This is a genomic window from Streptococcus sp. 27098_8_12 (assembly GCF_041432115.1).
Lineage (GTDB): Bacteria > Bacillota > Bacilli > Lactobacillales > Streptococcaceae > Streptococcus > Streptococcus parasanguinis_V.
Genome location: NZ_JAPVZA010000022.1, coordinates 1 through 14,225, shown reverse-complemented (window position 1 = coordinate 14,225; position 14,225 = coordinate 1). Strand labels below are relative to the sequence as shown.

Sequence of the window (14,225 nt, the reverse complement as noted above, 5' to 3'; positions counted from 1 at the left end):
CTTACCATCCAATCTCATAAGCGGTCTGAGGCTGATCATTGGTCACAACTTCGGTAATCTTGCCACTATTGACACGAATGATGGTTCTGGCCATATCCGCAATATTTTGGTTGTGCGTCACCATGATGAGGGTAAAGCCCAGTTTCTCCTTTAATTTCCAGATATAGTCCAGAATCTTGCGCCCTGTTTCTTCATCCAGAGCTCCCGTCGGCTCATCTAAGAAGAGAATCTCTGGCTTTTTGGCCAAGGCCCGAGCAATGGACACTCTCTGCTGTTCCCCACCAGACAATTCTCTCGGATACTTGTCCAGCTTATCGCCAAGCCCCAAATCCTCGATAATCTGCAAAAAATCATGATTGTTTGCCAGATCAGCTCCCATCTTTACATTTTGTCTGACCGTTAGATTCGGCAATAGATAATACTGCTGGAAAATAAAGGCAATCTTCTCACGTCTAAAGGCCGTCAATTGAGCATCCGTGAGTTGAGACAAATCCTGTCCTTGAATGAGGATATGCCCCTCATCTACCTTTTCTAAGCCTGATAACACGTTTAAGAGAGTTGATTTCCCCGATCCAGAAGGGCCAAGGATAACCACATCATCCTGGTCTTGAATCAGCAAATCAATCCCTTTTAAAACCTTGGTTTGGCCGTAACTTTTGTGCACATTTTCTAGTTGAATCATTTCTTTCCTACCATTTCTTTGATGAGAGATTGACAAACCTCTGTCAGTAATCCAATCACTTCTTCCATGCCGAACTGATAAATACCAGAAGCGACCATAGAGGCCATCCCGTGCGAGTAGATAAATAGATGCTGGTACAAGCGACCAGCCTCCTCAACAGTCAAAGGATAGTCTGCAACGATCGAATCTAGAACCAATTGGTAACTATGATCCTTCATGGGAAGAAAATCTTGAAAGCGACGAATCGGATCTTTGCTAGGATTTTGGAAAAGCAATTGAAAGAGTTGGGGCTCTTTTGAGGCGAAAAGGATATAAGCAACCCCGACAGATCGAAAAGGCTTTTCATCTTCTAAGGCCTTGCGAATATACTCCACCACGACCATCTCCGCCGCAGCAATAACCTCTGCTTGTAACTCAGCCATATTGGCAAATTGCCCAAAAATGACTCTCGGTGTGGCTCCCAGCTTCTCCGCTAATGCTCGAGCTGTCAAGCTAGCCATGCCCTCTTCTCTCACCAATTGTAAAGCTGTCCCAATGATAGCCTCTTTACTGAATTTAACCTTTGGTGGCATAAGACTCCTTTCGCGCAACATTTGTTGCGCAACACTTGTTGCATATAAGGATACCATAAAATAGAAAGACTTGTCAAGATAAATCTGAATACTACAAAACAAAAAACCAGTCCACCGATAAGAGTGGAATCTGGTTTACTAACAAGATTCTAAGGCAAATCATTTCCCGCCGCTAAGTAGATTTGGTACCATTCCTTGCGCGTCAAATTCACCTCTGCTGCTTTCCCTGCTTCAAGGACATGCTGGGGCTTGGTCGTTCCGATGACAGCCTGCATCTTACCCGGATAGCGAAGGACCCAAGCAAGGGCGATAGCTGTCGGTGTAACTTGATATTTCTTCGCCAAGTCAGTAAGGACATGATTGAGAGCCGCAAACTCTTCTTTGCCGACAAAATTCCCCTTGAAATAGCCATGCTGGAGAACAGACCAGGCCTGAATCACCGTATCAGTTAAGCGACAATACTCAAAGACACTGCCATCTCGCACGGCTGCTTTAGGCCCTTCCATGTTGACATGAAAACCAGCTTCAAAGCTCGGCGTAAAGGCTGCACTCAACTGCAACTGGTTGACCTTGAGAGGTTGTTTGACAGCCGTCTTAAGCAATTCCATCATCATAGGATTTTGATTAGACACCCCAAAATGACGGACCTTGCCCGCTTGCTCCAACTGATCAAAAGCTGCCGCCACCTCTTCAGGCTCCATGAGAGCATCCGGTCGATGAAGGAGAAGACTATCTAAGCGCTCAATCTGCAAACGCTCGAGAATGCCATTGACGGAGTCCAAAATATAGTCCTTGGAAAAATCAAAATAGGTAAAGCCGTCTTTGCGAATCCCACACTTGGACTGGATCCACATCTGGTCCCGAAGATCCGGACGACGCTTGAGAACCTTACCCAGCAGGACCTCACACTGGCCATCGCCATAGATATCCGCCAGATCAAAAGTGTTGATCCCAATCGACAAAGCTGCCTCCACCAAGGCCTCCACCTCATCTTCACTCATCTGACTGATCCGCATCATCCCAAGGACAATCGTGGACAGACGCTCATTTTCAGCAAACTCAATATAGTTCATGTCCGCCTCCTTTTCTGTAGTTCTATTGTAGTGAAAAGGCTTGCAAAAGTCAATTTGCAATCAAAAAGCCCCCAGCTGTAACTGAGGGCTTATCTAATTAGCGATAGCTGAGAGCACGTTTGATGGTCTTCCACGGTCCGAGGTCATCGGTCTGGAGGATTAAGCTCGCGTAAATTCGAGCGATGAGAACTGTTCCCACGATGGTAAAGAGAACCGCAATTCCCAATGAAGCCCAAGATTCAAGACCAGTCGCATATCCATTAATGGTACGGAAAGGCATGAAGAAGGTTGAAATGAATGGAATGTAGGAACCGATCTTCAATAAGAAGACATCACCGGCACTTCCCAAGGTGGTTACCCCAAAGAAGCTAAAGAGGACTAACATCATCAGTGGCGAAATCGCTTTTCCTGAATCTTCAGGTCGTGCTACTGTGGATCCTAAGAAGGCAGAGAGCACCACATACATAAAGATCCCAAGGATAATGAAGAAGACGGTATTAAGCGAGATCGCTTCTGCTAGGTGTTGGGTAATTGGAGAGTTTGGAGCGAGAATATCCTTGACAACTGGGATATCTGCTCTAAAGATCCAAACGGCTACTAGCCCAATGACATAGACAAAAATATGGGTAAAGATCACTCCGAAGAGTCCGAGCATGCGTGCGAAGAAATAGTCGGTTGCTTTGATACTAGAGAAGACCACTTCCATGATCTTAGTTCCCTTTTCACTGGCTACTTCTTGGGCTGTGATACTCGAGTAGAAGATCAAAATCATATAAAGCAACATTCCTAGACCACCTGCAACCATGGTTTGCACCATTTTCAAGCCTTCTTTTTTCTCATCAATTTTTTCTTTGAGAGAAACCTGTTGAGACAAGGCTGTCAGTTGCTCTTTGCTTAGATTAGCACGGGCCATATTGATCCCTTGTTGGACTTGGCTTAATTTAGCAGCGACAAGCGATTTCAAATCTGTTTTCATGGCTTGGTCGCCCACATAAGTGGCTTCTAGCTGGCCATCTTTTTCATCGACCGTTAGGTAAGCAGCTGCTTTCTCATCCTTGATGGCTTTTTTAGCTGCAGCTTCATCCTTGTAGTTCAAGGTCAAGCCATCAGTTCCTTTGAGACTTTCTTTGACAGCTGGAATTTCTGTCACCAAGGCCACTTGGTTTTTGGCATCTGTAGAAGAACCTGTCAGATAACCGATTCCAATGCTCAATCCTAAAAAGAGGAAGGGACCGAAGACCATGAAGAGGAAACTCCATGATTTCACTTGTCTGATATAGGTTTCTTTCATTACGACAAACATCTGTTTCATACTTCTACTCCTGATTCAAGTTTAAAGATCTCATCAATAGTTGGGGCTTGGTGGTCAAAGGTTGCTAGGTAGTGGCCCTTGGTCAAGCGGTCAAATAATTCTGGACCAGCTGACGCATCATCCAAGATCAGCTTCCAAGTCCCTTGCTTGGTCATGCTGACCTTGGTCACGTGTGGCAGAGCTTCTAGCTCTTCTTTGCTAAAGTCGTTAGAGACAAAGAGGCGAGTCTTGCCATAGCTATTCCGGACCTCTTGGACAGGTCCTGATAGAACAACCGAACCATCACGGATCATTAGGATATCATCACACAACTCTTCGACATTGGTCATGACGTGGTCAGAAAAGATAATGGTTGCCCCACGCTCTTTTTCTTCAAAGATGACCTGCTTGAGCACTTCTGTATTGACCGGATCCAAGCCACTAAAGGGTTCATCTAAAATGATCAATTTAGGCTCATGGATCAAGGTGATGATCAATTGAACCTTCTGTTGGTTCCCTTTTGAGAGACTCTTGATTTTATCGGTCAATTTTCCTTTTACTTGGAGTTTTTCCATCCAGGTCGGTAATTTTTCCTTGACCTCAGCAGTGCTCATTCCTTTTAAGGCAGCCAAATAGCGGACCTGCTCAAAAATCGTGAGTTTTGGCATAAGACTACGTTCTTCTGGCAAATAGCCAATTTCCTTGTAGGTTTCTTGGGTGATCGCTTTGCCACCTAGGCGAATCTCGCCGCTGTAGTCCAAAAAGCGCAAGATACTGTGGAAAATAGTTGTTTTCCCGGCCCCATTTTTCCCAACTAAGCCAAGGATATGCCCTTGTTGAGCTGTCAGATCTACTCCGAAGAGAACCTGCTTATTCCCAAAGCTTTTTTCTAAATTTCTAATTTCTAACATGGATGACTCCTCTACTCTTTATAATAACGTTTGGTAATCTTGTACTGAGAGACCAAGATATAGACATAAATCAGTGATACCACTACTAATGCTAACAAGATATCTGTATGGAAAGCAATGCCAACTAAGAATATCGCAATTAAGGAAATCGGCAAGATATAATTGCTTAACTTAATGATAATTTCATAGTTTTCCTCGTAGCTAATCTGCTTTTCTGCTTCATCCATCATACTCATCATAAATTCACGCACTTCCTTGGCATTGGCATTGCGGGGAATCGGTTTTCCATAAATCAGATGGAAGGTCTTGCGAAAGAAGATATTCGATAGGAAAAATAGGGCAATCAAGACAAGAAAGAGATAGAGCATGGTAAAGTCTCCAAAGATAAAAGCCAAGTGCCCTGTGGAAGGTCTATCCATATACACCCATTGACTATAAAAGATGATGACTAAAAAGTATGGCAAGATCATGACTCCTTTAAAAATGGTCGCTAACCCAAACAGTTTTTCCTTCTGGATGTCATAGTGATAGGCTTCCTCTTCGTCTTCTATCTGGAGCATTTTTTGATGGACTTTTCTCGCGCTTATTAGTAAGGCTATCGTGACCATAAACACGATAAGAAACAAAAGTATTGAACCCCAAAGGAGTCCTTCTTTACTAAAGAAGGATTGGATTTCAAGGGGTTTTTCGGATCCGAACATGCCTGTCAAAAAACCAATGACTCCTCCAATCAAGCCGGAAACTGTAATGATTCCGACATTTCTCCAAAACCGGTAACGAGCGGATCGTTCTTGTTGTTGCTTTTTCATATTATTCTTCTCCCTCTACTAGACTAAAGACATTCTCCACTGGTTCATTGAAGATCTGGGCAATGGTCATGGCGATAATGACAGAAGGTGTATACTCACCACGTTCCAAGAGACTGATGGACTGGCGCGAGACCCCTGCTAGCTTGGCTAGCTCGGATTGGTTGAGTCCATCACGCGCCCTCAGCTCTTTCAATCGATTTTTTAAAATCATGGCATCAGCCCCCTTATAGTTGAATACCTTGAATATCTTCGATACGGACTAACTTGGTTTCCCTCTGTTGTTTATGAATCACACGGGTCAGTTTGACCCAATCTTCATCGATATCTATAATTTCATACTCAAATCCAACACCATCTACTGTAACAGTGGCCGTTTGGCCTTTCAATTCTTCTAAAAGTCTAGACATGTCTTGATTTCCTTTCACTTGTTTTTCTAATCGTCTGATGCGTCTGTTCAATCCTTTTATCTTCTTTTCTGAGCTTGCATAAACGATAACCAGAAAAGGGATAAATAGAATCCATATGGCTCCCATAAGAAACCTCCCCTTCTTTCAACTAAAAACATTGTAACACTTCTTTTTCTTTTTGACAAGCATATTTGTCAAAAAAATAAAAATATTTGTCAATAATAGCAGGATGGTTGACATGGATATTTTGAGTACTTAAAGGAATTTCTTTATTTTTATAGGGTTTTAAGGCCTATAACTTGCAAATCCTGGAAGAAAAAAACAGTTGAGAAATTCTCAACTGTTTCATCTTTTTACATCTTAACGCACTTCTGCATTGACTTTTTCTTCAAGTGAAGCTTGGATTTTTTCCATGTAGCGTGCGACTTCTTCATCTGTCAAGCTATCTTCTGGATTTTGGAAGGTCAAGCTGTAGGCCATAGACTTCATGCCAAGTCCTAGTTTTTCACCTGAGAAAACGTCAAAGAGTTTGATATCTGTTAAGCGTTTCACGCCAGCAGCTTGAATCGCATCAACCACTTCTTGGTGGGTCACTTCTGCTTTGAGGAGAAGGGCGATATCACGGCTCACAGCTGGGAATTTGGTGATTTCCACAAAGGCTGCGGCTGGTTGAAGAGCTGCTTCAATAGCAGATAAGTTCAATTCTGCCACATAGGTTTCTGGAATGTCATAAGCCTTAGCTGTTACAGGGTGGACTTGTCCCAAGACCCCAATCACCTGGTCACCAAGTGAGAGCAAGGCTGTACGTCCTGGGTGGAGACTCTTGATTTCCTGTGTTGCTGTATAAGTCACTTCAAGACCCAAGCGAGTAAAGAGGACTTCCAAGATTCCCTTGGCATAGAAGAAGTCAACTGGAACAGCTGGAGTTTGGAAGTCTTTTTCAGCAACTAAGCCAGTCAAAGCAAAGGCAAAGCTATTGATTTCGTTTGGCAAGTCTTCTTTTGGATTACCTGTCTGTTCAAAGACTTTTCCGATCTCATAGAGGGCCAAATCTTTGTTCTTACGAGCGACATTATAAGCTACAGTATCCAAGATTCCTGAGATCATATTTTGACGGAGGACCGAACGATCCACAGTCATTGGCCACATGAGCTCCGTTAAGTTGCTTGGTGCAGTCGTGAACTCCACTGCTTTTTCAGGAGTTGTCAGTGCATAAGTAATGATTTCAGTCAATCCAGCCCCTTCAGCGATAGTCCGAACTTGGCGACGCAATTTTTGAGTCGCTGTCAATTCACCTGCTGTCCCGTCATCTTTTGGAAGGGTTGCTGGTAATTTGTCATAACCATAAATTCGAGCAATTTCTTCAAAGAGGTCCGCTTCGATAGTGATGTCCCAACGGCGACGAGGAACGCTGACTGTGAAGCTTTCTGCATTTCCAGAAAGGCCAAAACCAAGACGACGGAAGACATCTTCGACATCCGCGTAGGAAAGTTCTGTTCCAAGGACACGGTTAACGTCTGCAAGAGTAGAAGAAACTTCTACATCAGAAGTGTCTAACTGGCCTGCTGAAACGATGCCCTTACGTACGGTTGCACCAGCCAATTCAGCAATCATACTTGCTGCGGCATCAAGGGCTTCATTAACAGTTGCCACATTGATGCCTTTTTCAAAGCGAGAAGATGATTCAGAGCGTAGGTTGAGGCGACCACTAGTCTTACGGATCGATTTGCCATTGAAAACAGCCGCTTCAAGAACTACACGAGTAGACTTTTCAGAGATTTCTGTAGCCTCTCCCCCCATGACACCTGCAAGGGCAACAGGTTTGTCAGCAACCGTAATCACTAGGTCACTTGTTTCCAACTCACGCTCTTCCCCATCCAAGGTCACTAATTTCTCACCTGCACGCGCTTCACGTACACGGATGTCATTTCCTTCAAAGGTATCCAAGTCAAAGGCATGCATGGGCTGACCAAAGTAAAGCAAGATATAGTTGGTCACGTCAACCACATTATTTATGGGACGGATGCCTTCATTCATGAGGAGGTTTTGCAACCATTGTGGACTTGGTGCGATGGTTACATTGTCCAAGATACGAGCTGCATAATAAGGAGCCTTATCTGTGTCGATGCTGACAGAAAGAGCATCCGCTGCAACTTGGTCTGTTTCTGTTAAAGTAAATTCTTTGAAGTTGACTGCCTTGTCATAGATGGCTGCTACTTCATGTGCTACCCCACGCATCGAAAGAGCATCTGCACGGTTTGGAGTGATAGAAAGCTCGATGATTTCATCATCCAAGTCTAGGTAAGAGAAGACTTCATCCCCAGGAACAGCATCTTGAGGCAAGATTTGGATCCCATCTGCAAATTCTTTTGGTACAACAGAGTCAGAAATCCCTAATTCACCAAGTGAACAAATCATCCCAAGGGATTCCAAACCACGGATTTTCCCTTTTTTAATCTTGTAGTTGTCCGCGATGCGAGCACCTGGAAGAGCCACCATGACCTTGATGCCTGCTCGAACATTTGGTGCTCCACAGACGATTTGACGGGCTTCTTCTTCACCCACATTGACTTGGCAGACATGAAGATGAGTTTCTGGCACATCTTCGCAAGACAAGACTTCTCCGACGACAATTTTTGAGAGACCAGCAGCAGGTGATTCCACACCTTCTACCTCGATCCCTGTGGTTGACATTTTTTCAGCCAACTCTTCTGATGGCACATCCACGTCCACCAATTGTTTTAACCATTTATATGATACTAACATAATTCTGATCGTAAGATCCCACTAGGTGAGACCTTTTCAATTCCTTTCTCTCAATTTGGACCCACAATTAAGTTTGCGGATTCTCCTTCAAATGCTTGCGCAGCAACCAGTCTGTATCCACGGTTTCCCCTGTGATAAAGTGGTGCTCGCTAAAACGTTCAAATCCGAATTGTTTGTAAAAGTTTTGGGCCTTATAATTTCGTTCCCAGACACCCAGCCAGGCCCAGTCAAATCCACGTTTTTGAGCCTCTTTCAAGGCAAAGGTAAACATTTCCTTGCCATAGCCCTTGCCATGATGTTCTTTTTTGACATAGATCCGCTGGATTTCAAAAGCATTGTTCATCTCTACTGGCTCTGTTTGTGCCTCTCCCCAGTTAAACTTGAGAAAACCACAAATTTCCTGATTGTGATCAAGGACAAAATAGGTCTCTGATTCAGGTTCTGCCAAATCCTTTTGGATTTGCTCTAGCGATAAAACCGTCTGGTAATAATCTTCCATATCGGCATCAGCGATGTAGGGACCAAAGGTATCCCCATAGGTTTCCACCTCTAGGTCACGCAGGGTCTGTGCCTGGTCGATTTTTACTCTAACTAACATGATTATTTAAACTGTTCTGAGAAGCGAACATCTCCTTGATAGAAGCCACGGATATCATTGATTCCGTAACGAAGCATAGCCACACGCTCTTGACCAAGTCCAAAGGCAAATCCTGAATAAACTGTTGGGTCAATACCACTCATCTCAAGGACGCGTGGGTGAACCATACCGGCTCCCATGATTTCAATCCAACCAGTTTTCTTACATACGTTACATCCAGCTCCACCACACTTGAAGCAAGAAACGTCTACCTCAACCGATGGCTCGGTAAATGGGAAATAAGAAGGACGCAAACGAATTTGGCGTTCTGCACCAAACATCTTTTGCACGATCAACTGAAGCGTTCCTTGAAGGTCTGCCATAGAAATGCTTTTCCCAACAACCAAACCTTCGATTTGATGGAATTGGTGGCTGTGGGTCGCATCATCCGTATCCCGACGGAAAACCCGCCCTGGAGAGATCATCTTCAATGGTCCTTTGCTAAAGTCATGCGCATCCATAGCCCGCGCCTGTACAGGTGAGGTATGGGTCCGAAGCAAGATTTCTTCTGTGATATAGAAGGTATCCTGCATATCCCGCGCTGGGTGATCTTTAGGCAGATTCATCCGTTCAAAGTTATAATAGTCTTGCTCCACTTCAAAGCCGTCTACGACTTGATAGCCCATCCCGATAAAGATATCTTCGATTTCTTCACTGGTTTGGGTCAAAATATGACGGTAACCACTAGCAACCGGACGACCGGGAAGGGTCACATCGATACTTTCACTAGCCAATTTGGCTTGGACTTTCTTTTCTTCCAAAAGTTTGGCCGTTTCTTCAAAGGCAGCCGTCAAGACATCACGCGCTTCATTGACGTGTTTCCCGATAACCGGACGCATCTCAGCAGAGACATCCTTCATCCCTTTAAGAATTTCCGTCAGAGATCCTTTTTTTCCAAGAACAGAGACCCGTAGTTCTTGCATCTCTTTTTTATTTTCAGCAGAAATCTGCTTCAAAGCTGCCAGCGTTTCTTCACGAAGCGCTTTTAATTGTTCTTCAATCGTTGACATATTTCCTCCATCATGGTCCCTCTACAGACATAGAAAAAACCACGCGCCAACACCCTCATTCGGAGCGTTGACACGCGGTACCATCCGTTTTTTATCCGTAAACCAGACCTTAATTTCTAAATCCTTTACGCAAGTGAATTCACTCAGCTTTCATGCAAAGAGCTTTCAGTCACGGCTCTTCTCCCTGTCGCACTTCCCTTGAGATACTAGTCTTGCAGATTTCTATTCGATTACTATCTAGTTTAGCAGATTTTTTGTTAAAAAACAAGTTAGATGAGACTAATTTCAATATACAAAGGAACAAGAGGCCGTGCATTATCTATTTGCCTTGTCTGTTTCATCTGATTGCCTTTTCAATAGAAGAGTTGCTGCTTGGTTAAAACCATCACACCAGTTATACCATTTTGCTTCATACTCATCTTGAGGTAAGATACGATGTTTTAAATCCAAAACAGAGGATATCTTTCTTTCCTCGCAAGCTTGCGCATAGAGAGCATACAATTCATCGCCACCATCTCTATCAAACTCAGCAGAAATCGTATCCCGACCTGCCAATAAAGCCTGATAAGCCCTGTGATGCCCGTCTGTAATCAAGAAGCGATTTCCAAATGCAAGAACACTAATTGGATCCACATTGATGATGTCTGCCGACTGATCCAGCATCTGGATAGCTTGTAACTTCTTTTCTGATAAATAAAGTTGGGTCGGATGAAGATCTGTTATCTTGACTTCCATTTCTTTCTCCTCTACCAAGAGTATAAAAGTTGGTTCTGGGCACTGGTAGACATTTTCAAAGGTCACGATTTAAAGACCTGCCAAAGCCAAATTCCCCCGCCATTCTTGTGATTCGTTTTCTTTTTATTTAATGACTTGTCCAGCATCTTTCAAGACAGATTCTGGAATAGTAATACCCAATTCATCTGCGACTTTTTTATTGATGACAGATTTTCCTTGGCTAAAGATTTCAACAGGTGTATCCGCAGGTTTTTGACCTTTCAAGATCTTCGCAGCCATTTTACCAGTTGCTACTCCAAGATCGTGTTGGTCGACAACGACTGAACCAAGACCACCAGCTTCTACCATAGCTGTCGCACTTGGGAAGATTGGTTTTTTAGCTGTTTTGTTGGCTTCGACAACTGTTGAGAAGGCTGAAGCGATGGTATTGTCGATTGGAACCCAGATGGCATCGACTTTGCCTGACATTACAGACACAGTGGAAGCAATTTCGTTTGTAGAAGGAACAGAATAAGGAACGACCTTGTAGCCTGCTTTTTCAGCCAATTTTGTAAATTCTTCTACTTGAGATTTGGAGTTATCTTCACTGGTTGAGTACAGGATCCCAATTGTTTTCACGTTCGGAGTCAATTCTTTGATTAATTTCAACTGTTGCACAGTTGGATTGTGGTCAGATACCCCAGTGATATTGCCACCTGGTTTTTTCAAATCTTTGACCAAGTTTGCGCCGACCGGATCAGTGACAGCTCCCATAACGATGGGTTTGTCTTTTGTTGCACTAGCCAATCCTTGAGCAGATGGAGTTGCAATTCCAATCAAGACTTGGTTATCCTTGTCTACCAATTGTTTACTCATGGTTGCAACTTTGTTTTGGTCGCCTTCAGCATTAAGGTAATCAATGTCCACTTTATCCTTATCATAACCTTCTTCAGCCAAACCATCTTGAATTCCCTTGTAGATCAAGTCAAGCGAAGGGTGGCTGACCAGCTGTAAGACCCCAACTTTAGCCTTTTCATTGCTGCTTGCTGCCTTGTTGTCTTTGCCTGCTGTAGCTGAATAGATCGCTGTCCCAATGACTGCTGCTGCAATCAAACCAATAATTCCCATTAACCGTTTATTTTTCATTTTTAATACCTCTTCTATTTTTCATTTTCTTCTTTTTTTCCATCATCTAAAGACTGCGACGCCATCGTTTCTTCATATCTTTTCTCCCTTCTCATCTAAAACAAAAAACACGCCCACACATAGCAAAAGCTATGTGAGGACGTGTCATCGCGGTGCCACCTCACTTATGGGAAAAGGATAGTCTCCCCCATATCTCTGTCTTGTCTAGCAACAAGTTGCACGATAAGGTGTGCCAACCGAATTTTTATTGTTTCAAATTCATCTCATCATTAGTCCAATTTCATAAACTGCCGCTACCCACTCTCAGCAACCGTGGGCTCTCTTGAAACTTTCATTTACTACTTTTCTAATTTCTTACATTTTAAAGTTTTCTTTCAAAAATGTCAATACTTTTTCTGTATTTTTTTGGAAACGTTCGCATTTTCTATTTTACATCCTCTTGCTTCTTTCTGGGATTTCCGCTCTAATTTTGATATAATTTACTAGAATAAACGCTAGAATGATGAGGAATCCCATGTCTTTTGATGGATTTTTTTTACACCATATGGTGGAAGAATTGAAGGCCGAACTCTTGAGTGGTCGCATTCAAAAAATTAACCAACCCTTCGAGCAAGAATTGGTGCTCCAAATCCGAGGCAATCGGAAAAACCAAAAACTCTTGCTCTCTGCCCATTCTGTCTTTGGACGGATTCAACGGACCCAGACCAACTTTGAAAATCCTGCCTTTCCCAATACCTTTATTATGGTCATGCGCAAATATCTTCAAGGCGCTGTCATTGAAGGGATTGAGCAAATGGAAAACGACCGGATTCTTGAAATCCGTGTCTCCAATAAAAACGAAATTGGAGATGCCATTTCTGTCAGCCTCATGGTCGAAATCATGGGCAAGCACAGTAATATTATTCTCCTGGACCGCACCAGCAATAAAATCATCGAAGCCATTAAACATGTCGGCTTCTCACAAAATAGCTACCGGACCATTCTCCCTGGATCGACCTATGTAGCGCCTCCGAAAACAGACGCGGTTAATCCTTTTACAATTGGAGATGAAGCCCTTTTTGCCCTTCTTCACAAAGAAGAGTTAAGCCCAAAGAACCTTCAAAAATGTTTCCAAGGTTTGGGGCGAGATACGTCTCAAGAATTGGCCAAGCGACTTGAGACGGATGAAAAATTAAAAACCTTCCGAGCCTTTTTCCAAGCTCCAACTGAGCCACGCCTAACGACCAAATCCTTCTCGGCTATTCCCTTTGAAGATGCCACTAGTCAAACCTTTGAGACACTTTCCGATCTGCTAGATGACTATTACCGAGACAAGGCTGAGCGCGATCGGGTGCAACAACAGGCTAGTGAATTGATCCGCAAGGTCGAAAACGATCTTGAAAAGAACCGAAAAAAATTAGCCAAACAAGAAGCCGAGTTAGCAGCGACCGACAATGCAGAAGAGTTCCGCCAAAAAGGAGAATTGCTGACAACTTTCCTCCATCAGGTACCAAACGACCAAGACCAGGTTGTCCTGGACAATTACTATACCAACGAACCCATCACCATCCAACTCAATAAGGCTCTGACCCCCAACCAAAATGCGCAACGCTACTTCAAACGCTACCAGAAGTTAAAAGAAGCCGTCAAACATTTGACCATCCTCATTCAAGAAACCAAGGAAACCATTTCTTATCTTGAAACGGTTGAAACGGCCCTTTCTCAAGCGAGCCTGGCTGAGGTGGCAGAGATTCGTGAAGAGTTAATCCAGACCGGCTTTATCAAACGGCGCAACCGTGAAAAAATTCATAAACGGAAAAAACCTGAGAAATACCTGGCTAGTGATGGCAAAACCATCATTTTAGTGGGTCGCAATAATCTGCAAAACGATGAACTGACCTTTAAGATCGCTAAAAAAGACGAACTCTGGTTCCATGCCAAAGATATCCCAGGCAGCCATGTCGTCATTACAGGAAATCTCGATCCGACAGATGAAGTGAAGACCGATGCTGCAGAGTTGGCCGCCTACTATTCCAAGGCCCGTCTCTCAAACTTGGTCCAAGTAGATATGATCGAAGCCAAGAAACTCAATAAACCAACAGGTGGAAAACCAGGCTTTGTCACCTACACCGGCCAGAAGACTCTGCGGGTCACCCCAGAAGAAGAAAAAATCAAAGCCATGAAACTAACAGACTGATTTCAAAAATCAAAGAGAGTGGGACAGAAAT

14 protein-coding genes and 1 other annotated feature are annotated in these 14,225 nt (G+C 43.6%); of the genes, 1 reads left to right on the top strand and 13 read right to left on the bottom strand.

All coding sequences use genetic code 11. From position 1 onward, the window contains the following. Nucleotide 1: 1 nt before the first annotated feature. From O3629_RS08955 to trpX, 13 genes are all read right to left on the bottom strand, one after another. A complete protein-coding gene (locus tag O3629_RS08955; protein ID WP_371609058.1) occupies nucleotides 2-682 on the bottom strand; it encodes an ABC transporter ATP-binding protein in 681 nt (226 codons plus the stop codon). After that, complete coding sequence (locus tag O3629_RS08950) at nucleotides 679-1,254, bottom strand: TetR/AcrR family transcriptional regulator (RefSeq protein ID WP_371609057.1); 576 nt, start codon at nucleotides 1,252-1,254, stop codon at nucleotides 679-681. Before O3629_RS08950 ends, O3629_RS08955 begins: the two co-directional genes overlap by 4 nt. Before the next feature lie 149 nt (nucleotides 1,255-1,403). After that, nucleotides 1,404-2,327, bottom strand: a complete 924-nt coding sequence (locus tag O3629_RS08945) for an aldo/keto reductase family oxidoreductase (RefSeq protein WP_155167561.1) — start codon at nucleotides 2,325-2,327, stop codon at nucleotides 1,404-1,406. A 97-nt stretch (nucleotides 2,328-2,424) separates the two neighbouring features. Beyond that, nucleotides 2,425-3,639, bottom strand: coding sequence for an ABC transporter permease (locus O3629_RS08940; protein ID WP_155167559.1), 1,215 nt, complete (start codon nucleotides 3,637-3,639; stop codon nucleotides 2,425-2,427). Then, on the bottom strand, nucleotides 3,636-4,529 hold the full coding sequence (locus O3629_RS08935; protein ID WP_021153540.1) for an ABC transporter ATP-binding protein: 894 nt from the start codon (nucleotides 4,527-4,529) through the stop codon (nucleotides 3,636-3,638). Before O3629_RS08935 ends, O3629_RS08940 begins: the two co-directional genes overlap by 4 nt. Nucleotides 4,530-4,540: 11 nt before the next feature. Continuing rightward, on the bottom strand, nucleotides 4,541-5,338 hold the full coding sequence (locus O3629_RS08930; RefSeq protein WP_371609056.1) for a DUF3169 family protein: 798 nt from the start codon (nucleotides 5,336-5,338) through the stop codon (nucleotides 4,541-4,543). Nucleotide 5,339: 1 nt separating this feature from the next. Next, the gene (locus O3629_RS08925; RefSeq protein WP_024056334.1) at nucleotides 5,340-5,549 is read right to left on the bottom strand and encodes a helix-turn-helix transcriptional regulator; all 210 of its coding nucleotides are present in this window, start codon (nucleotides 5,547-5,549) and stop codon (nucleotides 5,340-5,342) included. Nucleotides 5,550-5,562: 13 nt separating this feature from the next. Further along, nucleotides 5,563-5,871, bottom strand: coding sequence for a hypothetical protein (locus O3629_RS08920; RefSeq protein WP_024056335.1), 309 nt, complete (start codon nucleotides 5,869-5,871; stop codon nucleotides 5,563-5,565). Between the two features lie 234 nt (nucleotides 5,872-6,105). Further along, nucleotides 6,106-8,511 carry a phenylalanine--tRNA ligase subunit beta gene (gene pheT / locus O3629_RS08915; RefSeq protein ID WP_371609055.1) on the bottom strand — a complete coding sequence of 802 codons (2,406 nt, stop codon included), beginning with the start codon at nucleotides 8,509-8,511 and terminating at the stop codon, nucleotides 6,106-6,108. Between the two features lie 67 nt (nucleotides 8,512-8,578). Beyond that, nucleotides 8,579-9,109, bottom strand: coding sequence for a GNAT family N-acetyltransferase (locus O3629_RS08910; protein ID WP_371609054.1), 531 nt, complete (start codon nucleotides 9,107-9,109; stop codon nucleotides 8,579-8,581). A gap of 2 nt (nucleotides 9,110-9,111) precedes the next feature. Continuing rightward, entirely contained in the window at nucleotides 9,112-10,158 is a 1,047-nt protein-coding gene (gene pheS, locus O3629_RS08905; RefSeq protein WP_371609053.1) for a phenylalanine--tRNA ligase subunit alpha, read from the bottom strand. A 315-nt stretch (nucleotides 10,159-10,473) separates the two neighbouring features. Continuing rightward, the gene (locus O3629_RS08900; RefSeq protein ID WP_049482289.1) at nucleotides 10,474-10,893 is read right to left on the bottom strand and encodes a chromosome partitioning protein ParB; all 420 of its coding nucleotides are present in this window, start codon (nucleotides 10,891-10,893) and stop codon (nucleotides 10,474-10,476) included. A gap of 123 nt (nucleotides 10,894-11,016) precedes the next feature. Then, nucleotides 11,017-12,018, bottom strand: a complete 1,002-nt coding sequence (gene trpX, locus O3629_RS08895; protein ID WP_371609052.1) for a tryptophan ABC transporter substrate-binding protein — start codon at nucleotides 12,016-12,018, stop codon at nucleotides 11,017-11,019. Between the two features lie 132 nt (nucleotides 12,019-12,150). After that, nucleotides 12,151-12,382, bottom strand: a binding site (T-box leader). A 150-nt stretch (nucleotides 12,383-12,532) separates the two neighbouring features. Between trpX and O3629_RS08890 the strand changes: the two genes are divergently transcribed. Beyond that, on the top strand, nucleotides 12,533-14,194 hold the full coding sequence (locus tag O3629_RS08890; protein ID WP_371609051.1) for an NFACT family protein: 1,662 nt from the start codon (nucleotides 12,533-12,535) through the stop codon (nucleotides 14,192-14,194). Nucleotides 14,195-14,225 lie beyond the last annotated feature (31 nt).

Excerpts from the sequence above, each read along its gene's own strand:
- O3629_RS08955 (WP_371609058.1), bottom strand. The coding sequence starts at position 682 with ATGATTCAACTAGAAAATGTGCACAAAAGTTACGGCCAAACCAAGGTT.
- O3629_RS08950 (WP_371609057.1), bottom strand. The coding sequence starts at position 1,254 with ATGCCACCAAAGGTTAAATTCAGTAAAGAGGCTATCATTGGGACAGCT.
- O3629_RS08945 (WP_155167561.1), bottom strand. The coding sequence starts at position 2,327 with ATGAACTATATTGAGTTTGCTGAAAATGAGCGTCTGTCCACGATTGTC.
- O3629_RS08940 (WP_155167559.1), bottom strand. The coding sequence starts at position 3,639 with ATGAAACAGATGTTTGTCGTAATGAAAGAAACCTATATCAGACAAGTG.
- O3629_RS08935 (WP_021153540.1), bottom strand. The coding sequence starts at position 4,529 with ATGTTAGAAATTAGAAATTTAGAAAAAAGCTTTGGGAATAAGCAGGTT.
- O3629_RS08930 (WP_371609056.1), bottom strand. The coding sequence starts at position 5,338 with ATGAAAAAGCAACAACAAGAACGATCCGCTCGTTACCGGTTTTGGAGA.
- O3629_RS08925 (WP_024056334.1), bottom strand. The coding sequence starts at position 5,549 with ATGATTTTAAAAAATCGATTGAAAGAGCTGAGGGCGCGTGATGGACTC.
- O3629_RS08920 (WP_024056335.1), bottom strand. The coding sequence starts at position 5,871 with ATGGGAGCCATATGGATTCTATTTATCCCTTTTCTGGTTATCGTTTAT.
- pheT (WP_371609055.1), bottom strand. The coding sequence starts at position 8,511 with ATGTTAGTATCATATAAATGGTTAAAACAATTGGTGGACGTGGATGTG.
- O3629_RS08910 (WP_371609054.1), bottom strand. The coding sequence starts at position 9,109 with ATGTTAGTTAGAGTAAAAATCGACCAGGCACAGACCCTGCGTGACCTA.
- pheS (WP_371609053.1), bottom strand. The coding sequence starts at position 10,158 with ATGTCAACGATTGAAGAACAATTAAAAGCGCTTCGTGAAGAAACGCTG.
- O3629_RS08900 (WP_049482289.1), bottom strand. The coding sequence starts at position 10,893 with ATGGAAGTCAAGATAACAGATCTTCATCCGACCCAACTTTATTTATCA.
- trpX (WP_371609052.1), bottom strand. The coding sequence starts at position 12,018 with ATGAAAAATAAACGGTTAATGGGAATTATTGGTTTGATTGCAGCAGCA.
- O3629_RS08890 (WP_371609051.1), top strand. The coding sequence starts at position 12,533 with ATGTCTTTTGATGGATTTTTTTTACACCATATGGTGGAAGAATTGAAG.